The organism is Lysinibacillus phoenicis (genome assembly GCF_047238325.1).
Taxonomy (GTDB): Bacteria; Bacillota; Bacilli; order Bacillales_A; family Planococcaceae; genus Lysinibacillus; species Lysinibacillus irui.
Window position 1 is genome coordinate 2,257,197 of the sequence record NZ_JBDFMP010000002.1, and the last position, 25,146, is coordinate 2,282,342.

Below are 25,146 nucleotides of genomic sequence, written 5' to 3' on the forward strand. Positions count from 1 at the left end.
GTATAAGGAAATTTTCGCATGTATGCTACTTTTTCTTAGCGTTGTCACATGCTTTATAGTGATGGATGTGCGTGACATTTTCGGCAAACGGGATAATACGAGTCATTCCCACCGATTTGAATTTGATCCCCTGTGTAGACTGGCTTACCGCTTTCATCTACTCGTAAATTCATTGTCGCCTTTTTATGACAGAACCAGCAAATTGTTTTCATTTCCTCAATTTTATCTGCATATGTAAGCATGTATTGGCTACCTTCAAATAGCTCATTTTGAAAATCATTTTTTAATCCAAAGCCCATCACAGGGATGTCCAATTGATCCACAATATTAGCTAGTTGTAAAACATGTGCTTTTTTTAGAAATTGAACTTCATCTACAAGCACACAATATGGCTTGACGACATTATTTTTAACTAGTTCGAAAATGTTTGTATCCTCATATACAGGAATGGCCTGTTGTCGTAATCCTACTCGACTTGAAACAAAGCCAACCTCATCACGTGTATCTAAACCTGAAGTAAACATCATCACAGGCTTCTGCTGTTCTTCATAATTATGGGCAACTTTTAGAATTTCTATCGATTTCCCACTATTCATTGCACCATGTTTAAAATATAGCTGTGCCATTTTGTCTTCTCCCTTTCTTCATTTCAATCTGGATTTTGAAAAGACTTGCATCAACGTGTTTATTTTCTGAAAAAAATACCTGCCAAGCGCATGCTTGGCAGGTATTAAACTAACATTAGTTTTTAAGACCGTATTTTTTGTTGAAACGATCCACGCGACCATCAGCAGACGCGAATTTTTGACGGCCAGTATAGAATGGGTGACATTCGTTGCAGAACTCGACAACGATGTTTTCTTTTACTGAACCAGTTTTGAAAGTGTTCCCACAAGAGCAAGTTACTGTTGCTTCTTTGTAGTCTGGATGAATTCCTTGTTTCATATTCGTTTTCTCCTCTCGCCCTGAACCATCTGGAACAGAGTATTATCGAACTGTACCTTACATAGCCCGAATATGAGCGAAACATCAGCTATATATGTACACGTTACATACCTATGAAGTATAGCATAGTCGATTTATTCTTTTCAAGAAAAAAATATTACCTGGTTGTTCCTATTCTCGAGATTCTCGATAATCACAGTCTACTAACACTATTTTTCATCTCGTACTTTGAAGTGATATTGTGTAATCATATTTATTCCTTCAATCTTGCCAACAAATACAAGAAATACGGCGCACCTATAACAGCTACTACAATCCCAGTTGGAATTTCTGATGGTTCAAAAATAGAACGACCAACCGTATCCGCCATTAAAACTAGAAAGCCTCCTAACAGTGCTGCGGTTGGTAGTAAAAACTGATGCTTAGCTCCAACAAGCTGTCGAGCTAAATGTGGTGCGATCAGTCCTACGAAACCAATCCCTCCACTTACGGAAACACTAGCACCTGCTAAGCCAACAGCAGCTACTAACAACCAACGACGCTCTTTTTCTATGGATGCCCCAAGCCCCACAGCTGTTAATTCACCTAAATTCAAAACATTTAATACCGTTGCTTTTACAAAAACAAAAGGCAATAAAATAACTAGCCAAGGTAACAATGAAAACACAAATAGCCAATTTGAACCCCAAATGCTCCCTGCTAGCCATGTTGCTACAAATTGATAATTTTCTGGTGACAGACGTAATGTTAGTACAATCATAGCAGAGCTAATCCCTGCCGCTACTGCTACCCCAGTTAAAATTAAGCGCATCGGTGTAATACCTTCATGCCTTCTATAAGAAAGTGTATAAATGATAACCGCAGTTAAACCTGCCCCTATAAAAGCCATTACTGGTAGTAAATAAACAGGCGCTGCTTTTGTAATAGGAAAAAATGATACATAGAGCATGACAGCCAGGCCTGCACCAGCATTAATTCCTAGTATCCCTGGATCTGCTAAAGCATTTTTTGAAACACCTTGTAAAATAGCTCCTGAAATTGCTAAGCCCATCCCTACGAATACAGCAATGACGATTCTAGGTAGCCTGAACTCAAATAAAATTACTTGTTGTTGTGCATCTCCTTGTCCTAACAGCGTCCAGAAAATATCCAAAGGTGTTAGCTTAATGACACCAGTATTCATACTAATAATAAAGGTAATGAAGATTAAAACTATCAGTATCACCATAATGGAGATATTTTTTCTTCTCAACTTAATTTGACTTGGTGTTAAATAGCAATTACTCATAGTTCTTTTCCTCCCTTACGTGCTAAATACAGGAAAAAAGGTACACCGATAAAGGCAATAAGCGCGCCAACAGGTGCTTCGTATGGTGGGTTGAGCATACGTGCTATAAGATCAGCTAGTACTACAAGCAATGCCCCATATAGGATTGAGCAGGAAATAATCCAACGATAATCATGACCTACTATGTATCTTGTTAAATGAGGGATAATTAACCCTACAAAACCAACTGCTCCTAAAACAGAAACTGCGGCTCCTGCTAAAATTAAAACAATCATCATTCCCCATACTTTTACAGCAGCCGTACGTTGCCCAAGTCCAACAGCAATTTCTTCACCTAAGCTCAGCACAGTAATCGAACGTGATAGAGTAAGTGCACCAATCATGGCGATAAGTATCCATGGAGATAAAATCTGTAGATGACTCCATTTTGTGCCCGAAACCCCACCCGCATACCAAAAAGCTAGATTTTGTCCAATGCGATAGTAAAGAGCAATCCCTTCCCCTAGTGCGCCAAGCAATGTACTGACAGCAGCTCCAGCTAGAACAAGTCGCATTGGTGTTAAGCCACCATTAGACAGTGAGCCAATTCCATAAACAATGAGAACGCCAAGACCTGCTCCTACAAAGGACCATAAAATTAAATACATATAAGGTAGACCAGGGAAAAAGACAAAGCATATTGCTAGCATCAAGGCAGCTCCTGAATTTAAGCCTAGTAATCCCGAGTCTGCTAACGGGTTGCGTGTCATCCCTTGCATGATCGCCCCTGCTACTGCAAAGCTCGCGCCCACTAATGCAGCTCCAAGTACGCGAGGTAAGCGAATATCATGAATAACTTGATGTGTTGTTAATCCAGGGGAATATTGGGTAACTGCCGTCCAAATAGTACCCAATGAAATATCCGCAGCACCAAAGGAAATCGATAAAACGATGGTAAATATTAATCCAATTATTCCAACAATTAAGGCTACTGCTCCACGGATCGGATGAGATCGTTTCTGGAGCTTTTGTATTTCGTTGAGCTCCCCTACTTCTGTCGACGTAGTCATTCTATTTCCTCCTCAAATTTTATACCTTCATGTCGTGCAGCTGATAAGATAAGCAAATTGGATTTTTACTAAATGGACAAACAGCCATTTCTGCGTCGATATTGAAAACGGTTTGTAAATTTTCTTTTGTCATCACTTCTTTTGGACTGCCATTCACGATTAAATTGCCCTCTCTCATGGCTATCAGAAAATGCGAGAAACGGGAAGCATGATTCAAATCGTGCAATACCATGATAATTGTTCGTCGTTCTTCTTTATTTAGCTTTTGAAGCAGCAATAAAATATCAAGCTGATGTGCTAAATCTAAATAAGTTGTTGGTTCATCTAGTACTAAAATATCTGTGCCTTGTGCCAATGCCAAGGCAATCCATACTCTTTGGCGCTGACCACCTGACAATGCTTCAATGGGTCGATCACTATATTCTCTCAGCCCTGTAGCATCGATTGCCCAATGGATATATTCATAGTCTTCCTTGTGTAAATTCCTAAATCCTACTTGGTGTGGAAAACGACCGTATGATACTAACTCAAAAACCGTTAACCCTCCTGGTGCTGTTGCCGTTTGAGGTAAAATAGCCATCCTTTTCGCTACTTCTTTTGTCTTTAATTGGTGAATAGCTTTGCCATCTAAATAGATTGCTCCATTTTGTGTCCGAAGTACACGGGCTACAGCTTTTAATAAAGTAGATTTACCACAACCATTTGGACCAATAATTGTGGAGATTTGTTCTTTAGGAATCTTCACACTTAAATCATTGACGATGAGCGCTGAGGGATAACCTATCGCAACACGATCTATTTCTAGTACTGCCATTTTTAACTTCCTTTCTTTTTCGAGCGCACTATCACCCTTATATTTGTAAACCAAATTGAGCTGTATACAAGCCATAGTAAGCATTTTTTCGTTCCATTAATTGCTCATGTGTACCTTCTTCAACTATACCCTTTTTCGAGACAACTACAATTCTGTCTGCATCTTTAATCGTTGCTAAACGATGGGCAATTACTAATGTAGTACGTCCAATGGCTAGCTCATTTAACGCTTGCTGGATAGCTTGTTCAGTCTCTGTATCCAATGCTGATGTTGCTTCATCTAATATTAAAATTTTGGGGTTCTTCAAAAACATACGAGCGATCGATAATCTTTGCTTCTGCCCGCCTGATAGTTTCACACCACGCTCACCAATCAATGTATCCATTCCCTCAGGAAGAGTTTGGATGACATCGGTAAGCTGTGCTCGTTGTGCTGCATTCCAAATATCTTCTTCATTCGCATGTAAATTACCATAGGCAATGTTTTCACGAATAGTGCCATCAAATAAAAAGACATCCTGTTGGACAATCCCTATATGCGAACGCAACGATTGCAGTTTAAAATCACGGATATCAATGCCATCAATTTTAATAGAGCCTTCATTTACTTCATAAAACCGAGGTAATAAACTGCAAATTGTAGATTTCCCTGCACCCGAGGGTCCTACGAGTGCCACTGTTTCACCAGGGCGAACCCTTAAGTTCATTAGCTGTAAAGCACGATAATTATCTGTGTAGCCAAACGAGACATCCTTGAATATAATTTCTCCTTCAATTTCATTGATGGCTTTTGCCTCTGGACGATCTGCTATTTCAGGCTCTGTTTCAAGGAATTCAATATAGCGTCTAAATCCTGCCATGCCTTTTGGATAGCTTTCTATAAACATATTAATTTTGTTTATTGGCCCTAAAAGGATACCTGAAAGTAAAATAAATGCGATGAAATCACCGTTAGTTAAATGGCCATTTAATACAAAAAATGCTCCAACAAATAATGTAAATAATGATAAAACCTTCGTGAGAATGCCTGAAATGGCTTCATTCCAAGCCATAACTTTATAAGAAAACAACTTAGTCATACGGAATCTTTCATTATTTACTTTAAAACGTTGAATCTCATGCTCTTCGTTGGTAAAGGCTTGTACAACACGAATGCCACTGACATTATTTTCAACGCGAGCATTGAAATCTGCTATATCCCCAAACATCTGGCGGAATGCTTTAGACATTAATTTCCCAAAAATTATCGTCAAAATTAAGATGATAGGTACAAGTAAGAAAATGAGAATCGTAAAAGTTGGATCAATATAGAACATGACACCGAATGTCCCAATAATCGTCATTGCCGCAATAAAGATATCCTCTGGACCATGGTGAGCAAGCTCACCAATATCCATTAAATCGTTCGTTAAGCGAGAAACTAGATGTCCTGTTTTATTATTATCAAAATACCTAAAGGAAAGTTTTTGCACATGACTAAAGGATTCCTTTCTCATATCTGTTTCAATATTTATTCCCAGCATATGTCCCCAATACGATACGATAAAATGTAAAATGGAGTTGAAGATGTATAAGGCAAACAGCAATAAGCTTGCCATAATAATCCACTTCATTTCTCCATCAGGGAGAATATCATCAATTACTTTATTTAATACAATCGGAAATGCTAGCTCGATTAATGCCACTAAAATCGCACAACTAAAATCTAAAATAAATAAACCTTTGTAGGGCTTATAATAGGAAAAAAAACGCTGTAATAACATTGTTGCTGCCTCCTCTTGCGATATCATTCGCCCAATCTAATAAACGAGCTATCTGTTTTTACAGATAGCTCCCAGTTTTCACAATTATTGTTGCTGAGCCTTCGTAAAGTTAGCTATTTTGTCAGCCAGTTCCTCAGCTTGATGTAAGCCAGAAAGCGGATCAGAAGCAAAATAAAATTCAGATGGAAGCTCTAGTATTTGATTATTTTTTACAATGTTTAAATTTACCCATGTGGCCGGTAACTTCTTATCTTTGTAAAAGAAGTTAATCATGAAGTTATAGTCACCTACAAAGTCTCCTACTACCTCATAGGAAATCTCATAACGCCCACCACTCGCTTCCTTTGTATCATATAACTCTTGCACCTTTCCTTGAGGTTTCATTTCCAAGATTTGATAGAGTGCTCTACCGCCTGATACGCCTGAATTTCCAACAACTGATGCATTTTTTTAAACATTTCAAAAATAGTAAATGTTGCTCCATCTGGAATCACATCATTAATTTTTTGCTTCGCTTTTGCTATACGATCTTCAAATTCTTTTGTAAATGTTTCAGCCTCGTCCTGTCTTCCTAAAAAATTACCCATCGCCTTAATTTCTTCAGTTGCTGATGGATGAGCATCTTCAGCGAATACAAGGGTTGGTGCAATTTTCTCGAACTTCTCTACATCTTCTGGATTCCATGTAATGATTAAATCTGGTTTTAACTCCAAAACCTTTTCTAATGACACCTTACCATCCGTACCAATATTGGTAATTTCCCCATTCTTGTAATGTTGCTTTAAAAAGGCAGCATAATCGAGGTTAGCCGTTACTCCTCCTACGGGTACAATATCTAACGCTAAAATTTGACCAAGATACCAATCTGTTACGATTCTCTCTGCTCTCATCGGAATTTCTACTTTGCGTCCACTATCATCCATCACGATTCTAGTCTCTGGAGTAAGTGGTGTTTGTTGCTCCTCTTTAGTTTGACTAGTATCTTCATTGCATGCTGCTAATAAAACTAGCAAGCTTAATAAAAAAGATATTTTGATATGCTGAATCATCTTTTGCCTCATGAATTCATTTTCTCCATTCTCAAATCGTTTTGCTTGCGCGAGCTGATTCTTATTGTATTGAAAACGATTCTCATTTGTAATGGCAATTTCGGACATAGAACTTGCATATTTCAGCCTAAAACTGCTTGGTGCCATATTTGTCGCCTTTTTAAATGCTCGACTAAAATAGTATTCATCTTCAAAACCTAGTGAAATAGCAATTTCTTTTATGCCATAATGATTGGTCAGCAAGTATTTTTTTGCTTGCTCTATTCTCAATTGCTGTAAATAAATTTGTGGTCCCACCCCAAAACGAGCTTTAAAAATACGTAAAAGATGACGCGTACTGATATGAAGCATATCTGCTAGTGTTTGCACAGATAATGGTTGATGAAGATGTTGTTTAATATACAAGTGTGCTACTTCAGCTTTATCCACTTCATGTGGAGTGCCTTGTCCATCAGCCATTTCATGAAATATAAGATAAATAAACTCATACATCGAAGCTTTAACCGACAGATGCTCTTGAATAGAGCCAGAATTCCATTTTCTATACATATCCTGAAGAATGTTGTGAATGATGATTGGGTTCGCAGGTACACAAGAAAAGCATGTTTGAAAAGGTTGGTATTGTATTTGTAAATGCTGTAAAAAAGCATCTCTGTACATGACACTGCCTTTATAACCTATAAGAAAGTAACTAACTCTATGCTGCGCAGTAATCTGAAGACATTGAGATTTTCCGATGTGAAAAATAGTGAAGCGTTGTACATGATAAGGCTGTTCATCAATAACAACCTGTGCATCACCTGCTGTGACAATAAGAAATGTGCTACAGGTTAATACTTTTGATATTCGGACTTCTGCTTTATTTATGTATTCGATATGCTTCACTTGAAGGAATGTATTTTGCCAAAGAAGCATGTAGGCATCATAGTTCATCTTCGTCTCCTTTCAACAGTTGTTATAGCTCCAGTATATTGATAATGATTATCAATATCAACAATCTTTTAAAATACAAAAAAATCACCATTGACAATTTCTTGTCAATGGTGATTGCTATTTTATAAAAGCCCCTTACCCTTTGTTGCTTTCTTCATATCTTCGTTAAGTTTTTCAAAAAACTCTTCATTCGATTTTGTTGTACGTATTTTTTTCAGGAAGCGCTCTGCAAAATCAGGCGCATCTGAAAACGTTTTACGGATAGCCCATAGCTTTTCAAGTTGCTCTGGCTCAAGAAGAAGCTCTTCTTTACGTGTACCTGAACGACGAATATCAAGCGCAGGGAAAATACGGCGCTCTGCAAGCTGACGATCAAGATGGAGCTCTAAATTACCTGTTCCCTTAAATTCTTCATAAATTACTTCGTCCATCCGTGAACCCGTATCGACTAAAGCTGTTGCTAAAATCGTTAAGCTACCGCCTTCTTCAATATTTCGAGCTGAACCAAAGAAACGTTTCGGTCTATGGAAAGCCGCCGGATCAATACCACCTGAAAGTGTACGTCCACTTGGTGGAATTACTAGGTTATAAGCGCGCGCTAAACGTGTAATTGAGTCCATTAGAATAATGACATCACGCTTATGCTCCACTAAACGTCGTGCACGTTCTAATACAATCTCTGCCACTTTTACATGGTTCTCTGGCACTTCATCGAAAGTTGAGCTGACAACATCTGCATTGACAGAACGTTCAATATCTGTAACTTCCTCAGGACGTTCATCAATCAGTAAGACAATTAACTCTGCTTCAGGATGATTGGTTGTAATGGCGTTCGCGATTTCTTTTAATAAAGATGTTTTCCCCGCCTTTGGTGGTGCAACGATTAAACCACGTTGGCCAAAGCCCACAGGTGCAACTAAATCCATGATACGTGTCGATAAATTACGTTGTGTTGTTTCTAGCTTAATTTGTCGATTCGGATATAAAGGTGTTAATGCAGGGAAATGAACACGTTCTTTCGCCACTTCAGGATCTTCGCCATTAACAGCATCTACTTGTAATAGGCCATAATAGCGCTCATTTTCCTTTGGTGGGCGCACCTTTCCTGACACCTTGTCCCCATTACGTAGATCAAAGCGACGTATTTGGGATGCAGAAATATAAATATCTTCTTTACTTGGAGAGTAGTTGATTGGTCGAAGGAAGCCAAAGCCCTCTTGCGAAACAATTTCTAGTACGCCTTCCATAAAGAAATAGCCCTCTTGCTCTGAACGCGTTTTCAAAATAGCAAATATTAATTCTTTTTTCGTTAGCTTGCTATAATATGAAATTTTATATTGGCGTGCAAGGGCGTAAAGCTCTTTTAACGTCATGTTTTCTAATTGAGCGATTGTCAATGCAGACATATGCACAACTCCAGTCTTTTTCAAAATATAATACATTATTGGGGTTTTCATTGAAGTTTTTACGATAGGCTCTGTTAACGCTTATATGGTGCCTTAGTTTAATAATAACTACTGGTACACTTTCTACCATAAAACGAAACTTCGCCTTACAAAATATTGGATGGTTAATTAAAGAAGAAGGTACCTAGCACAATAGATGTACTAGGTATATTTTAGAAGAAAATATCATTAATATCTAGGTTTTTTCTCAAGAGCGTGACGGCCTTCAACAAAACGAACCGTACCAGATTTAGCACGCATAACTACTGAATGTGTTAAGGCATAAGCACCTTTATATTGAACACCCTTTAAAAGCTCGCAATCTGTTACAGCAGTCGCTGCAAAAATAGCATCGTCACCTTTTACTAGGTCATCTAAATAAAGAACTTTTTCAACATCTACACCCATTTTTGTGCAGCGTTCTAATTGCTCCTCATCCTCTGGTACAAGTTTTGCTTGGAAATCTCCACCTAGGCATTTTAACGCGACAGCTGCAATAACGCCCTCTGGTGCGCCACCTGTTCCAAACATAATATCAATACCTGTTTCATCAAAAGCAGTATTAATCGCTGCACCAACATCGCCATCTTGAATAAATTTAATACGTGCACCCGCTTCACGAATTTCATCAACAATTGCTTGGTGACGTGGTCGATCTAAAAGAGTAGCGACAACATCAGAAATATCTTTATTTTTAGCTTTTGCAACTTGTAATAAGTTATAAGTGACAGAAGCATTGATATCTACTTTCCCAGCAGCTTCTGGTCCAACGGCAATTTTCTCCATGTACATGTCTGGAGCATTTAACAGATTCCCTTTATCTGCAATCGCAAGTACTGTCATTGCACCATTTGTACCTTTTGCCACAATATTTGTACCTTCTAGTGGATCCACTGCAATATCTACCTGTGGACCGCCATTTCGTAAACCAAGTTCTTCACCAATATAAAGCATTGGTGCTTCATCCATTTCACCTTCACCAATTACTACTGTAGCATGCATTGGAATTGTATCGAACATTTTGCGCATCGCTGTTGTTGCTGCATCATCTGCCTCAATTTTTAAACCGCGCCCCATCCATTTCCCGGATGCGATTGCTGCTGCTTCTGTTACTCGTACTACTTCCATCGATAAACTACGTTCCATTGTTGCTTTGCCTCCCGTTATTGGCATCTTATACGTGCCAAAACATTCAAATTACCTCTATTGTAACATAATTGGTTGAAAACTTTTAGCTCTCATTATTCCTTTGTCTCAGCTACGCGTGCCATGATGGTTTCACGTCGAATATCAGCGCCTAAATCACGTAATTTCTCAATAAGTGAGCTATAGCCACGTTCGATATGATAGATATCATGAATTTCTGTTTCACCTTCCGCTAAGAGACCAGCTAATACTAAAGCTGCACCAGCGCGAAGATCTGTAGCTGTTACGGTTGAGCCATGCAATTTACTTGGCCCTTTAATAATAGCCGTGTTTCCTTCTACTCGAGCATCTGCATTCATACGTCGAAGTTCATCAATATGCTTAAATCGAGCTGTATAAATAGTATCTGTTACTTTTGAGGAACCGAATGCTTGTGACATTAACACAGCAAGTGGTTGCTGAATATCCGTCGGGAATCCTGGATATACCAAGGTTTTGACATCCACCGCTTGTAATGTTGAGAGGTCTGTTTTAGGCACATAAATGCTTTCTTCCCCAATTTCAATTTTCACACCCATTTCACGAAGCTTGGCAATAATAGCTTCTAAATGCAGTGGAATAACATTATCAATAGTAATACCGTCACCGACTGCTGCAGCCATAATTAAAAATGTAGAAGCTTCAATACGATCTGGAATAATCGTATGCTCGGTACCGTGTAATTCTTCCACACCTTCAATACGGATAACACTTGTACCTGCACCTTTAATATTAGCTCCCATATTCGTTAGAAGTGTCGCTACATCGATAATTTCAGGTTCCTTTGCAGCATTTTCAATGACAGTACGTCCCTTTGCAAGGACTGCGGCTAACATGATATTAATTGTAGCTCCAACACTGGCCACATCTAAATAAATTTTTGCCCCAATCAATTCATCTGCGCGTAAATATATCGCCCCATGTTCATTGGTAATTTTAGCTCCCAATGCCTCAAAGCCTTTTATATGTTGATCAATTGGACGTGGTCCTAAAAAGCAGCCTCCAGGTAATCCAATAACTGCTTTCTTAAAACGACCAAGCATAGCACCCATTAAATAATAGGAAGCGCGTAGCTTTTTAACGTTACCATTTGGTAACGGCAATGCAATCATATCGGTTGGATCGATCGTCATTTTACCATTCTCAAACGAAACTTCCCCGCCAATTTCCTCTAACAAAGCCTTTAATGTCCATGCATCTGAAATTTCGGGTATCCCTCCAATAGTCACTGGAGAGTTCGCCAAAATTGATGCAGGAATTAAGGCGACTGCACTATTTTTTGCACCACTAACTTTAATTGTACCTTGAAGACGATTTTCGCCAGTAATTTTATAAACATCCATTTTGCGTTCTCCCTCATGATTGGAAAGTAGTATTTTTTGCAATTCGCTCACACTCTATATTCTTATTATTCGCCTTTTCTCTTATTCCAATCCGCTAAAAATCCTTCAATTCCTTTTTCCGTTAATGGATGGTGGAAAAGTTGTTTTAATACTTTAAACGGAGTAGTTGAAATATGTGCGCCCGCTAATGCTGCAGCCGTAACGTGCTGTGGATGACGAACAGAGGCAGCAATAATTTGCGTATCGATATTATGAATTGTAAAAATATCAGCAATTGTTTCAATTAGTTCTACACCATTTTGACCAATGTCATCTAAACGGCCGATAAATGGTGATACGTATGTAGCACCTGCACGCGCAGCCATTAATGCTTGGTTTGCACTAAAGATTAATGTCACATTTGTTTTAATACCTTTGTTTGCAAAGTAACGACATGCCTCTAATCCAGCTGGTGTCATTGGTAGTTTCACTGTAATGTTTGGAGCAATCGCAGCTAATTCTAAACCTTCTTTAATCATTCCTTCTGCATCAAGCGCAATAACTTCCCCGCTCACAGAGCCATCAACTAGCTCAGCGATTTCACGTAGACGATCATGGAAAGAAACATTTTCTTCTTTAGCAACTAACGATGGGTTTGTTGTAACTCCTGATAAGATACCCCATGCATGTGCCTCTTTAATCTCTTCAAAATTTGCTGTATCAATGAAAAATTTCATTATATTTCCTCCTGATCATTTTTCTTATATTATTAGTTATTTTCCAAATTTTCATTATTTCAAAAACAAGAGAAGGTCGATTGAAAGCATCAACACTTCTCTTATTATGTGTATTTATCTATGCTTTTGTAACATATTAAATGCAAAAATTATGCTTTTTGTGCACTTCCAAATTCACGAATTTTACCAATAACCGTAGCTTTGATGGCTTCACGTGCTGGACCAAGGAATTTACGAGGATCGTAAACCACTTTGTCATTGTCAAGAATTTCACGGATTACTTTTGTTGCTTCAATTTGATTTTCAGTATTGACGTTGATTTTAGCTGTACCTAATGAAATGGAGCGTTGGATATCTTTTGTTGGGATACCTGTACCACCGTGTAATACAAGTGGTAGATCTGCCAGCTTAGAGATTTCTTCCATTTCTTTAAAGCCTAGGTTCGGCTCTCCTTTGTAAGGACCATGTACAGAGCCAAGTGCTGGTGCTAAGCAGTCGATATCAGTTAGCTCAACCATTTTGCGGCATTCTTCTGGATTAGCGTAAATAATACCACCGATTACGCCATCTTCATCCCCACCAACTGTTCCTAATTCTGCTTCAACAGAAACGCCTTTAGCATGTGCGTATTCTACTACTTCTGAAGTAATTTTAACATTTTCCTCAAATGGGTGATGTGATGCATCAATCATCACGGAAGTAAAGCCTGCATCAATTGCTTCTTTACATTTTGCAAAGCTAGAACCATGGTCAAGATGAATCGCTACAGGAACTGTCGTACCGTAAGATTCCATTAAACCTTTTACCATGTGAACAACAGCGACAAATCCGCCCATGTATTTACCTGCGCCTTCAGAAACACCAAGAATCACTGGAGATTTTTCTTCTTCTGCTGCTTTTAAAATTGCTTGTGTCCATTCAAGGTTGTTAATGTTGAATTGACCAACAGCATAACCCTCTGCTTTTGCTTTAATTAACATCTCTTTCATAGATACTAATGCCATACTAAAAATCCTCCTCATAGGACTATTCTTTCTACATAAATATGCTCCTCAATCATAGCAAAAATAATAGCCCCTGAAAAGCAGGGGCTATTATTTTCTACACGAAAGCGGAGTGCAGTGCAACGCAACGAAGCGACAGTGTCAGCCGCAGTGCAGTGAAACGAAACGGAGGCCAAGCCCCTGAAAAGCAGGGGCTATTATTTTCTACACGAAAGCGGAGTGCAACGTAGCGACAGTGTCAGCCGCAGTGCAGTGAAACGAAACGAAGGCCAAGCCCCTGAAAAGCAGGGGCTATTATTTTCTACACGAAAGCGGAGTGCAGTGCAACGCAACGAAGCGACAGTGTCAGCCGCAGTGCAGTGCAACGAAACGGAGGCCAGCCCCTGAAAAGCAGGGGCTATTATTTTCTACACGAAAGCGGAGTGCAACGTAGCGACAGTGTCAGCCGCAGTGCAGTGCAACGAAACGGAGGCCAGCCCCTGAAAAGCAGGGGCTATTATTTTCTACACGAAAGCGGAGTGCAACGTAGCGACAGTGTCAGCCGCAGTGCAGTGAAACGAAACGGAGGCCAAGCCCCTGAAAAGCAGGGGCTATTATTTTCTACACGAAAGCGGAGTGCAACGCAACTGACATAAAAAAACAGGCCGTGTGTCCACTGCCTGCTTTTTACACCTGTAAAGCTTTATTTACCTCATCACGTACTTCAAAAATATCAAATGGTTTTGTAAAGTAACGAATAGCTCCTAATTCTAAAGCTTCTTTTACCACATCTAACTCGCCATAGGCTGTCATCATAAAGACAGGGAGCTTTGGAAACTTTTCTTTTAAACGCTTCAAAATTTCAATACCGTCCATACCAGGGATTTTCATATCCAATAAAACACAATCCATTTTTTGCTCATCTGCATACTTTAATGCCTCTGAACCATTAGCCGCTAAATATGTAATATAACCTTCCTTTTTCAGCACTTCATTTAAAAGTAAACGAATCCCCTGCTGATCATCGACAATAAGTAATCGTTTCACATCGCATTCCGCCCTTTTTTATTTTTAGTTTTACACAAATACTTTCGTTATTATGTATAATTCTCCTTTTTCAGCTTAATACCTTCTAGTATTATAAATTATCTGCTTTTGCTTTCTATCTTTTCCACCTCTATAATATTGATAGAGGTGGAAACATGTCAAAAATACTAACAACACAATTAAGTGGATTATTACAAAGAATAACCCAAAATGAAGAGGATGCCATCGAGGAGACAGCAAGGCTACTTGCACAAGCAGCCATTGGTGAGGGTCACGTATATTTCATCTGCTTTGGTGAAATGCAAGTTGTAGAGTTCAATGCACTCCAAGCAGTTGAACCATTTAACAAGCTAGCTCCATGGACTTCGGATACAAGCTTAACAGAAGCCGACCGCGTTTGTATTTTTACACGTAGTGCACAAGATCCTGAGGCACTCGCTTTAGCCCAAGAATTAAATAAACGTTTTATTCCTTTTGCTGCTGTAGCTAGTGAACTAGCAGATGCAGAAAATCCTCTTGCAGATTTGGCCTATACGTATATCTCTACACGTGTCAAAGGCGGGTTGTTACCAAATGATTTAGGACAACGAATTGTTGTTCCTCATGCAATGGCTGGCCTTTTTGTATACGAGGCAGTAAAAATTGCTTATGACGAAATGCTCGGCTTTGACGAGGAAGAACTGTAAACTATTCAAAATAAAAGAGTTGTCTCAATAAACGAGACAACTCTTTTTAATTTATTTAAATGTTGCACCGATAAAATCACGGAACAATGGTTGTGGACGATTTGGACGTGAAACTAGCTCTGGGTGGAATTGACATGCTACAAAGAAATTGTTTTCTGGTAGCTCAATAATTTCAACCAATTTGCCATCAGGGCTTGTACCTGAGAAGACAAGACCAGCTGCTTCCATTGCTTCACGATATTCATTATTAAATTCATAGCGATGACGGTGACGCTCATAAACAAGCTCTTTGCCGTAAGCTGTGCTTGCTTTAGAGCCATCTTTTAATTTACATGGATATAATCCTAAACGTAATGTACCACCGATATCAACACTATCGTTTTGATCAGGTAAGAAATCGATAATTGGATACTCTGTATTGGCATCAAGCTCTGTAGAATGTGCACCTTTTAGGCCAAGGACATTACGAGCAAATTCTACTGTGGCCAATTGCATACCTAAACAAATACCTAAGAAAGGTACATCATTTTCACGTGCATATTGTGTCGCTAAAATTTTGCCTTCCACACCACGATCACCGAAGCCACCTGGTACTAAAATTGCGTCTGCACCTTTTAAAAGTGAAGCAACATTATCTGCATCTACGTGTTCTGCATTAATCCAGTCAATTTCAATATCAGAATTATATACATAACCTGCATGCTTTAATGCCTCAACTACTGAAATGTAAGCATCTTGTAGTTCTACATATTTCCCTACTAATGCTACCTTTCTTTTATTTGGTAAGTTCTTCACCTTTTCTACAAGTTCGCGCCATTCTTCCATATCTGCCTCTGGAGCTTCAATACCAAAATGATCAAGAACGATATCATCTATATCTTGTGCGTGAAGGTTTAATGGTACTTCATATAAATGCTCAGCATCGCGAGATTCAATAATTTCATGTGGTTGAACATCACAGAATAATGCTAATTTCTCTTTCATATCTTGTGGTACTTCTTGTTCTGTACGTACAACAATAATGTTTGGCTGGATTCCTAAAGAGCGCAATTCTTTTACAGAATGTTGTGTAGGTTTTGTTTTAAGCTCACCAGCTGCTTTAATATAAGGAATAAGTGTACAGTGAATATACATTACATTGTTATGCCCTAAATTTGTTTTCATTTGGCGGATTGCTTCAAGGAATGGTAATGATTCAATATCACCTACTGTTCCTCCAACCTCTGTAATAACAACGTCTGCATTTGTTTCACGACCAGCGCGTTGGATACGGTCTTTGATTTCGTTTGTAATATGAGGAATTACTTGAACTGTTCCACCGTTATAATCTCCACGACGTTCTTTCTGTAAAACAGATTGATAAACGCGACCTGAAGTTACTGTAGAATGTTTTCCTAGGTTAATATCAATGAAACGTTCATAGTGTCCTAAGTCTAAGTCAGCCTCAGCACCATCATCCGTTACAAATACTTCACCATGTTGATAAGGGCTCATTGTACCTGGGTCTATATTGATATATGGGTCAAATTTTTGAATCGTAACTTCTAAACCGCGATTTTTTAATAAACGACCTAGAGATGCTGCAACAATCCCTTTTCCAAGAGATGATACAACCCCACCTGTTACAAAAATATACTTCGTCATGAATAAATTCCTCCTTATGATGTACTTAATCACTAAATCATTTAGGGATCAAAACAACTTACATTCTAATACCCTAAAAAAAGAAAAGCCGAGAATGTCTACAAAACGTAGTCGATTCGAAGCTGTAATCGGTTCTATCTCTTTTCACTTTCCTTTAAACCTTAAAACTCTAACAACTATTCAGTACCGTTTACTTACATCATGAATAAATAAAAACATTTATATTCATAGCTGTATTAAAAGCATGGGAGAACTAAACTGAATAAAAGTTAAAAACAAAAAAACGCTCCTCCTGCATAGGTTTGCAGGGGGAGCGTATTATATACACGGTCTTTCTCCTTCTTTTAAGGAGCCCAAGTAAAAGATTAAACGGAACCGTGGTAGAAGTCAAGATTTTTTACATTGAGCTTAAAAGAAAGAAAATTCTAAGAGTACTGTATTAGATCTCTTCCTCTTCTTCCTCAAACTCTTCTTCTTCATCAATAAAGTCTTCATCGATCTCTTCATCAATGTCTTCTAATTCATCATCATCAAAATCGATATCTTCTTTATCCTCTTCTTCTTCATCAAGTTCTTCTTCATCAACGAACTCTTCGAAGTCTTCGTCAAAATCAATATCCTCTTCATCTAGATCTACATCATCAAGGTCCTCATCCTCATCAAACGCAGCTTTAGATTTTTTCTTTTGAGTCTTAACTGAAGGTGCTGTTTCTTCTTCAATTTGCTCAACTTTAAACCATTCACGTAAGCCCCAACCTGTTTCTTGATTATATAAGAAACGGCCATCTATATTGATATCTGTGTAAAATTGTAGTAGACGGGATTTCATTTCTTCATCACTATAGCCTACAAGTTCTTGAATTATTTTTAGCAAATCATTAAAAGACACTGAGGCACGTTTTTCATTTAAAACTGCATAAGCTAAGTTAATTAACGATTCTTCTGTTAATTGTTCCTTTGTCATTTCACGAAAATTCAATTCGTGCACTTCCTTTCCCTCATCACAATGGACGTATTAAAATTACATGGTGCTTTATTTTCCAAGCGCAGCAAAAAAGGCCACGCAAAAGGTACTTTCCATACAATAAGCATAATACCCATTATATACAAAGTTTTAGCCCCTTTGCTAGCTTCAATTACTGTTTTTTATATTACGCATTTTTTTTATTCCAAGATAAAACAAATAGACAGATAATAGTAGTAAAGGAATAGCGCCAATTTGCTTATTATACAGGAAAAAGGCTCCCAATACTAAAGCTAATATAATTATGTAGTGAATTACTGCTTTCATCCTCTACCGCGCCTCCCCTTTTTTTTACATTTCTATTATAACGAAAATAAAAAGAAGTGCCTAATCTAAAGACTAGACACTAAATGCTTGAGTTACAAAAATTAAATAAGACTATTAGAAATGATGAAGTTTGAACTACCATTACATGTTACGACGATATTGTCCACCTACTTCATATAAGGCTTTCGTAATTTGTCCTAAACTAGCTACTTTTACTGTTTCCATCAGCTCAGCAAAAATATTGCCGTTATTGACAGCAACTTCTTGTAAACGTGCAATAGCTGCTTCACTTTCCCCTTCATGCGCCTTCCAGAATGCTTGTAAATTGTGAATTTGTGTTTCCTTTTCTTCAGTTGAGGCACGGGCAATTTCCATATTATCTATATCTGCATCTGAAGGTGGATTTGGATTTAAGTAAGTATTGACACCGATAATCGGTAACTCACCAGAGTGCTTTAGCATTTCGTAGTACATGGACTCCTCTTGAATTTTACCTCGTTGGTACTGCGTCTCCATCGCACCTAGCACCCCACCACGATCATTGATACGATCAAATTCTTCAAGGACCGCTTCTTCTACAAGATCTGTCAACTCTTCTACAATAAACGCACCTTGTAGCGGATTTTCATTTTTCGCTAAACCATGTTCCTTCGTAATAATCATTTGTATAGCCATCGCACGGCGCACTGATTCCTCAGTAGGCGTAGTAATAGCCTCATCATAGGCGTTAGTATGCAATGAGTTACAATTATCTTGTAAAGCCATTAATGCCTGTAGTGTTGTACGAATATCATTAAAATCAATCTCCTGTGCGTGTAGACTACGACCAGATGTTTGAATATGATATTTCAGCTTTTGAGCACGCTCATTCGCACTATATTTATCACGCATAACAATTGCCCAAATACGGCGAGCAACACGTCCAATAACTGTATACTCAGGATCTAATCCATTAGAGAAGAAGAACGATAGGTTTGGTGCAAAGTCATTAATATTCATGCCTCGACTTAAATAATACTCTACATACGTAAAGCCATTTGCTAAGGTAAAGGCTAATTGAGAAATAGGATTTGCTCCAGCCTCTGCAATATGGTAGCCGGAAATAGAAACTGAATAGTAGTTACGCACTTTATGATCAATGAAGTACTGCTGAATATCACCCATCATACGTAAAGCAAATTCAGTTGAGAAAATACATGTATTTTGCCCTTGATCTTCTTTTAAAATATCAGCCTGCACTGTTCCACGCACAACCTGCAATGTTTTCTCACGTGTCTCCGTAAACTCTTCAACTGTCAAAGTACGTCCTAACTCTTTCTCACGCAATTGTACTTGTTGATCAATTGCTGTATTCATGAACATGGCTAAAATAATAGGTGCTGGACCATTAATTGTCATGGAAACAGATGTAGAAGGAGCACATAAATCAAAGCCTGCATAAAGCTTTTTCATATCTTCTAGTGTACAGATTGATACACCTGATTCGCCGACCTTACCATAAATATCTGGTCGGTAATCTGGGTCCTCCCCATACAATGTAACAGAATCAAATGCTGTAGATAAACGCTTTGCATCATCATCCTTCGATAAATAGTGGAAGCGTTTATTTGTTCGCTCTGGCGTGCCTTCACCAGCAAATTGACGCTTTGGATCTTCACCTTCACGTTTGAATTGGAAAACTCCTGCTGTATATGGGAATTCTCCAGGCACATTTTCTTTATAAACCCAACGCAATATTTCACCGTAGTCCTCAAACTTTGGCAATACTACTTTTGGAATTTTCGTACCAGAAAGACTGGTTGTTTTTAAGATTGTGCGAATTTCTTTATCACGAACTTTTGTCACAAACTCATCGCCAGCATAGGCTTCTTTTAAAGCTTGCCAATTATCCAATATACGCTTGGATTCTGCTGTTAATTCGTCCCTAACACCTTCTGCTAAAGAAGCAAGCGATGCGACAAGAGCATCATCTGGCGCCTTTTCCTTAACTGCTGCCATGGCCCCTTCTAATTGGAACAGACGTCGGGCAAATGCCACCTGCTGTTCTGATTTTTTATGATAGCCACGAACTGTATCCGTAATTTCTCGTAAATAATAACGACGGTCATTTGGAATGATAACATCTTGCTTTTGTGTCTTAGCAAATTGCTCATAGCTCGTTTCCCAATTGTAGCCTGTTTTCTCATTAATAATATTTACTAAGGCTGCGAATAATGCATTGGTCCCTTTATCATTAAATTGACTAGCAATCGTACCGTATACTGGCATAGCATCAAGTGATTCTTCCCAAAGCTCTCTTGAACGTTGATATTGTTTTTGAACTTGGCGTAATGCATCCTCTGAGCCTTTTCGCTCAAATTTATTAATAGCAATAACATCTGCAAAATCAATCATATCGATTTTCTCAAGCTGTGTTGGTGCACCAAATTCACTTGTCATCACATACATAGATAGATCCGTGTATTTTGTAATTTCAGCATCACCTTGACCAATACCACTTGTTTCTACGATGATTAAATCATAGCCTGCTACGCGTACAACATCTAGAACATCACCAATCGATGCTGATAATTCCGTACGTGAGCCACGAGTTGCTAAACTACGCATGTAAACACGGTTATTGAAGATAGCATTCATACGAATTCGATCCCCAAGTAATGCCCCACCCGTTTTTTGCTTTGTTGGATCAACAGACAGAATGGCTACACGTTTATCTGGGAATTCCTTTAAGAATCGGCGAATTAGTTCATCTGTTAAAGAAGATTTCCCTGCTCCACCTGTTCCTGTAATCCCCATTACAGGTGTAGCTTTAGAACGCTTTCGTGCCTCATCCAACATTTCTTTCGTAGCTTCATCATCATTTGACTCAGCTGCTGTTATTAAATTTGCTAAAATTTCTGGCGTATCTGTTGTTAATGCCTCTAATTTCTCTAAATAGTTACCTGTTGCAGTAGGAAAGTCTGTTCCTTTAATTTGCTCATTGATCATTCCTTGTAGCCCTAATACACGGCCATCCTCTGGTGAGAAAATTCCTGCAATGCCATATGCATGAAGCTCTTTTATTTCCCGAGGTAAAATTACCCCTCCACCACCGCCATAAATTTTAATATGAGGTGCTCCTTTTTCACGCAGTAAATCATACATATATTTAAAGTATTCCATATGTCCGCCTTGATAAGAAGAAACAGCAATACCTTGTGCATCTTCTTGTATCGCAGCATTCACGACTTCTTCAACCGAGCGGTTATGACCTAAATGGATTACTTCCACACCGCTCGATTGTAAAATGCGTCGCATAATATTGACTGAAGCATCATGTCCATCAAAAAGACTCGATGCTGTCACAAAACGTACATGATTTTTTGGACGATATACTTCTACCTTTGTCATATGAAATCCTCACTCTCTCCCCTTAATGAATTGAAAAAAGCCGGCAATTGCAATGTCGCTGTATGCAATTACCGACAAACCCCTTACGAAATATTAGAACCCCTTTATGCCTGAAATAAACAATGTAATTTGCATATCAATAAACTCTTCAATTGAATGCTGACGATGTAATGCCCATTTGCGGAACGCCCAACTTTGTCCTGATACAACTAAGTTATTGGCTGCTAAATGGATTTGCTTGTCTGTCATTGTTAATTCTCCAGACTGTACACAACGCTGTAGCAATCGCTCAAATGTAGCAACCATTTCAAATTCTTTACTAAATACATAGCGTTGTGCTTCTTTTGATAATGATTTGGTTTCTTGATACATGATTGTTAGCTCATCAACCATGCTATCAATTTGCAGGAAATATTCTCGAATCATTTCTTTTAACTCATCGATTGTTCCCGCTTTAATCTCGTAACTCGAAAGTCGCTCCATCGCATGATGATAAATACTATCACATACAAGATAAAGAACGTCTTCTTTAGTTCGAATGTACTCATACAACGTACCGATACTAAAGCCAGCAGCTTTTGCAATTTCTCTCGTCGTAGCACGGTGAAAGCCTTTTTCTTTAAATAACTTAATAGCTCCCTGAATCATTTGTTCACGTCGAATGGCGATTAAATTTTCATCTTTTACGGTTGACTGTACTTGGGGCCTTTTATCTTTTTCAGTCATCGATTATTTCGTTAACATACGCGAGATTACTAGACGTTGAATCTCCTGCGTACCCTCGTAAATTTGTGTAATTTTGGCATCACGCATAAAGCGCTCTACCGGATAATCTTTTGTATAACCATAGCCACCAAATACTTGAACCGCCTCTGTCGTTACACTCATTGCTGTATCACCAGCCATCAATTTCGCCATTGCAGATGCCTTCCCATACGGTAGGTTATTAGACTCTAACCAAGCCGCTTGGTATGTAAGAAGTCGAGAAGCCTCAATTTGAGTAGCCATATCTGCTAATTTAAAGGATACACCTTGATTGGCAGTGATTGGTTTACCAAATTGTACACGTTCTTTTGCGTAGTCAACTGCTGCATCAAGTGCTCCTTGCGCAATTCCTACAGCTTGAGCCGCAATACCATTACGTCCACCGTCTAGTGTCGTCATAGCAATTTTAAAGCCTTCCCCTTCAGCACCTAGTAGATTTTCTTTTGGCACACGACAGTTTTCAAAAATAATTTCTGTTGTTGGAGATGAACGAATCCCTAATTTCTTCTCTTTCTTACCTACAGAAAAACCTTCGAATCCAGCTTCTACGATAAATGCTGATGTACCATGTTTTGCCTCTGGATCAGTAACAGCAAATACAATATATGTATCCGCCACTCCACCGTTTGTAATAAAGATTTTTGAGCCATTTAAAATATAATCATCGCCATCACGTTTTGCATATGTTTTCATGCCGCCTGCATCTGAACCTGATCCTGGTTCTGTTAAGCCGTAAGCTCCAATATGTTTTCCTTCAGCCATTGGACGAAGATATTTTTGTTTTTGTTCTTCTGTACCGAACTTGTAAAGTGGCCAGCCTGCCAATGACGTATGTGCCGATAACGTTACCCCTGTTGAAGCACAAACACGTGATAATTCCTCGACAGCAATGACATACGCAAGGTAATCAAATCCTGCGCCACCATATTCCTCAGGCCACGGAATACCCGTTAACCCAAGCTCTGCCATCTTATCGAAAATAGCACGGTCGAATTCTTCATTCTCATCACGTTCTGCCGCTGTTGGCGCCACTTCATTTATCGCAAAATCACGAATCATTTCACGTAATTGTTCATGCTCTTCTGTTAACTGAAAGTTCATTGTCCATTTCCCCTTTTTAATTAGACTCTGTTCTGTAGCTACCTGTATGCTGTTATGTCGGCTGAAGGATTTCGATCGCTTTGAGCGGGTTTCTCACCTTTTGGAGCGGGTCTCCACTTCCTTTGAGCGGATTTCTCACACTTTGGAGCGGGTCTCCACTTCCTTTGAGCGGGTTTCTCACACTTTGGAGCGGGTCTCCACACTCTTTGAGCGGTTTTCTCACCTTTTGGAGCGGGTTGCCACTTCCTTTGAGCGGATTCCTCACACTTTGGAGCGGGTTGCCACTTCCTTTGAGCGGATTTCTCACACTTTGGAGCGGGTTGCCACACTCTTTGAGCGGGTTTCTCACACTTTGGAGCCGGTCTCCACTTCCTTTGAGTGCATTTCTCCCTTAAGAGGGTTCTACCCCTTCTTTAAGCGGAGTTCTCTCACTTCTGAACGGAGTGTCCACACTTATTTGATCGATTTCCCCATTATACAGAGCGACTTTCTCCTCCATTAATTCATCAACATAACCTAACATCAGGCTTTATTTCAGTAAATGTTTACTAATGACTAATCTTTGAATCTCACTTGTGCCTTCATAGATTTCTGTGACCTTTGCATCGCGGAAGTAGCGTTCTACTGGATAATCTTCTGTATAGCCATAGCCGCCAAATACTTGAACAGCTTCGATTGCAGTTTGTACGGCTGTTCGTGATGCAAAGAGTTTAGCCATTGAGGCTTCCGCTCCACAAGGTAAACCTTTTGCACGTAAATCTGCTGCGCGATAGACTAATAGTTTTGCTGATTCAACCGCTGTTGCCATATCAGCTAGCTTAAAGCCAACCCCTTGTTGTGTAGCAATTGGTTTACCAAATTGTACACGTTCTTTTGCATAAGCAGTGGCCGCTTCTAGTGCTGCTTCAGCAATACCTAATGCCTGTGCTGCAATACCAATGCGTCCAACATCTAAATTGGCCATCGCAATCTTGAAGCCTTCCCCCTCTTCCCCAAGTAGGTTGTCAGCTGGAATACGACAATTATCAAATGTTAATTGAACAGTACGTGAGCCGTGTAAGCCCATTTTCTGTTCATCTTTTCCAATAATTAAGCCAGGTGTTCCTTTTTCGACAATAAAGGCCGAAATACCTCGTGTTTTATCAGTAGGGTTAGTCGATGCGAAGACAATATATACATCAGCCTCACCACCATTTGTAATAAATACTTTTGAGCCATTTATGACGTATTCATCGCCATCTTTTACTGCCTTTGATTGTAATGAACCAGCATCCGAACCTGCACTCGGCTCTGTTAAACAAAACGCCCCTAAATATTCCCCTGCTGCAAGCTTAGGTACATAACGTTTCTTTTGTTCTTCATTCCCGAAGTAAATGATAGGATTTGTACCTACCGATGTATGCACCGATAAAATAACCCCCATTACAGCGCTTACTTTCGATAGTTCATTGATCGCAATAATATACGATGTAAAATCCATACCAGATCCACCTAAGTCTTCTGGTGTTGTAATCCCCATTAGTCCTAGTTCACCCATTTGTTGAAGAATCTCTCGGGGGAATTCCCCAGCCTCCATTCGCTCTACCCATGGTTGAATTTTTTCTTGAGCGAAATTACGAACCATATCGCGCATCATAATTTGCTCATCTGTAAATTGCAAATGCATCTATAATGTCACCCCTCTAAGTTGTCCGTTGCATCTATAACCCC

23 protein-coding genes are annotated in these 25,146 nt (G+C 39.0%); 1 reads left to right on the top strand and 22 read right to left on the bottom strand.

The features are described from left to right. Window positions 1-53: 53 nt before the first annotated feature. The 14 genes from ABC382_RS12770 to ABC382_RS12835 form a co-directional block, all read right to left on the bottom strand. Window positions 54-626 (bottom strand): thymidine kinase, encoded by a 573-nt coding sequence (locus tag ABC382_RS12770; RefSeq protein ID WP_274795545.1) that lies wholly within the window; start codon window positions 624-626, stop codon window positions 54-56. Window positions 627-741: 115 nt separating this feature from the next. Then, entirely contained in the window at window positions 742-945 is a 204-nt protein-coding gene (rpmE, locus tag ABC382_RS12775; protein WP_004269457.1) for a 50S ribosomal protein L31, read from the bottom strand. Window positions 946-1,198: 253 nt separating this feature from the next. Further along, window positions 1,199-2,233, bottom strand: coding sequence for a FecCD family ABC transporter permease (locus tag ABC382_RS12780; RefSeq protein ID WP_412926905.1), 1,035 nt, complete (start codon window positions 2,231-2,233; stop codon window positions 1,199-1,201). Continuing rightward, entirely contained in the window at window positions 2,230-3,282 is a 1,053-nt protein-coding gene (locus ABC382_RS12785; RefSeq protein WP_322604792.1) for a FecCD family ABC transporter permease, read from the bottom strand. Before ABC382_RS12785 ends, ABC382_RS12780 begins: the two co-directional genes overlap by 4 nt. Before the next feature lie 19 nt (window positions 3,283-3,301). Then, the gene (locus ABC382_RS12790; RefSeq protein ID WP_412926906.1) at window positions 3,302-4,096 is read right to left on the bottom strand and encodes an ABC transporter ATP-binding protein; all 795 of its coding nucleotides are present in this window, start codon (window positions 4,094-4,096) and stop codon (window positions 3,302-3,304) included. A gap of 37 nt (window positions 4,097-4,133) precedes the next feature. Next, window positions 4,134-5,858 carry an ABC transporter ATP-binding protein gene (locus ABC382_RS12795; RefSeq protein ID WP_322604793.1) on the bottom strand — a complete coding sequence of 575 codons (1,725 nt, stop codon included), beginning with the start codon at window positions 5,856-5,858 and terminating at the stop codon, window positions 4,134-4,136. A gap of 84 nt (window positions 5,859-5,942) precedes the next feature. Beyond that, window positions 5,943-6,224, bottom strand: coding sequence for a TroA family protein (locus tag ABC382_RS12800; protein WP_412926907.1), 282 nt, complete (start codon window positions 6,222-6,224; stop codon window positions 5,943-5,945). A gap of 14 nt (window positions 6,225-6,238) precedes the next feature. Beyond that, window positions 6,239-7,840: a helix-turn-helix domain-containing protein gene (locus ABC382_RS12805; protein ID WP_412926908.1), complete on the bottom strand. Its 1,602-nt coding sequence runs from the start codon at window positions 7,838-7,840 to the stop codon at window positions 6,239-6,241. A 122-nt stretch (window positions 7,841-7,962) separates the two neighbouring features. Beyond that, window positions 7,963-9,246 (bottom strand): transcription termination factor Rho, encoded by a 1,284-nt coding sequence (gene rho / locus ABC382_RS12810; protein WP_274795537.1) that lies wholly within the window; start codon window positions 9,244-9,246, stop codon window positions 7,963-7,965. A 228-nt stretch (window positions 9,247-9,474) separates the two neighbouring features. Beyond that, the gene (glpX, locus tag ABC382_RS12815) at window positions 9,475-10,431 is read right to left on the bottom strand and encodes a class II fructose-bisphosphatase (protein WP_274795536.1); all 957 of its coding nucleotides are present in this window, start codon (window positions 10,429-10,431) and stop codon (window positions 9,475-9,477) included. Window positions 10,432-10,526: 95 nt separating this feature from the next. Continuing rightward, window positions 10,527-11,813, bottom strand: coding sequence for a UDP-N-acetylglucosamine 1-carboxyvinyltransferase (murA, locus tag ABC382_RS12820; protein ID WP_274795535.1), 1,287 nt, complete (start codon window positions 11,811-11,813; stop codon window positions 10,527-10,529). Window positions 11,814-11,878: 65 nt separating this feature from the next. Next, window positions 11,879-12,529 carry a fructose-6-phosphate aldolase gene (fsa, locus tag ABC382_RS12825; RefSeq protein WP_274795534.1) on the bottom strand — a complete coding sequence of 217 codons (651 nt, stop codon included), beginning with the start codon at window positions 12,527-12,529 and terminating at the stop codon, window positions 11,879-11,881. Window positions 12,530-12,678: 149 nt separating this feature from the next. After that, entirely contained in the window at window positions 12,679-13,533 is an 855-nt protein-coding gene (locus tag ABC382_RS12830) for a class II fructose-bisphosphate aldolase (protein WP_412926910.1), read from the bottom strand. A 666-nt stretch (window positions 13,534-14,199) separates the two neighbouring features. Continuing rightward, a complete protein-coding gene (locus ABC382_RS12835) occupies window positions 14,200-14,559 on the bottom strand; it encodes a response regulator (RefSeq protein ID WP_274795532.1) in 360 nt (119 codons plus the stop codon). A 155-nt stretch (window positions 14,560-14,714) separates the two neighbouring features. On the opposite strand from ABC382_RS12835, the gene ABC382_RS12840 reads away from it, so the two are divergent. Beyond that, window positions 14,715-15,245 (top strand): DUF2529 family protein, encoded by a 531-nt coding sequence (locus ABC382_RS12840; RefSeq protein WP_274795531.1) that lies wholly within the window; start codon window positions 14,715-14,717, stop codon window positions 15,243-15,245. 51 nt (window positions 15,246-15,296) lie between these two features. Here the strand turns inward: ABC382_RS12840 and pyrG are convergent, their stop codons facing one another. The 8 genes from pyrG to ABC382_RS12880 form a co-directional block, all read right to left on the bottom strand. Next, window positions 15,297-16,889 carry a CTP synthase gene (gene pyrG / locus ABC382_RS12845; protein ID WP_274795530.1) on the bottom strand — a complete coding sequence of 531 codons (1,593 nt, stop codon included), beginning with the start codon at window positions 16,887-16,889 and terminating at the stop codon, window positions 15,297-15,299. Window positions 16,890-17,328: 439 nt separating this feature from the next. Next, window positions 17,329-17,868, bottom strand: coding sequence for a DNA-directed RNA polymerase subunit delta (gene rpoE, locus ABC382_RS12850; protein WP_274795529.1), 540 nt, complete (start codon window positions 17,866-17,868; stop codon window positions 17,329-17,331). 153 nt (window positions 17,869-18,021) lie between these two features. After that, window positions 18,022-18,180, bottom strand: coding sequence for a hypothetical protein (locus ABC382_RS12855; RefSeq protein ID WP_274795528.1), 159 nt, complete (start codon window positions 18,178-18,180; stop codon window positions 18,022-18,024). Window positions 18,181-18,321: 141 nt separating this feature from the next. After that, a complete protein-coding gene (icmF, locus tag ABC382_RS12860) occupies window positions 18,322-21,570 on the bottom strand; it encodes a fused isobutyryl-CoA mutase/GTPase IcmF (RefSeq protein WP_412926912.1) in 3,249 nt (1,082 codons plus the stop codon). A gap of 93 nt (window positions 21,571-21,663) precedes the next feature. Next, window positions 21,664-22,296 carry a TetR/AcrR family transcriptional regulator gene (locus ABC382_RS12865; protein ID WP_274795526.1) on the bottom strand — a complete coding sequence of 211 codons (633 nt, stop codon included), beginning with the start codon at window positions 22,294-22,296 and terminating at the stop codon, window positions 21,664-21,666. Between the two features lie 3 nt (window positions 22,297-22,299). Further along, window positions 22,300-23,436 (bottom strand): acyl-CoA dehydrogenase, encoded by a 1,137-nt coding sequence (locus ABC382_RS12870; RefSeq protein ID WP_274795525.1) that lies wholly within the window; start codon window positions 23,434-23,436, stop codon window positions 22,300-22,302. 52 nt (window positions 23,437-23,488) lie between these two features. Further along, complete coding sequence (locus ABC382_RS12875; protein WP_322611250.1) at window positions 23,489-23,785, bottom strand: ribosomal eL19 family protein; 297 nt, start codon at window positions 23,783-23,785, stop codon at window positions 23,489-23,491. Between the two features lie 180 nt (window positions 23,786-23,965). Then, window positions 23,966-25,102 (bottom strand): acyl-CoA dehydrogenase, encoded by a 1,137-nt coding sequence (locus ABC382_RS12880; protein ID WP_274795523.1) that lies wholly within the window; start codon window positions 25,100-25,102, stop codon window positions 23,966-23,968. Between the last annotated feature and the right edge of the window lie 44 nt (window positions 25,103-25,146).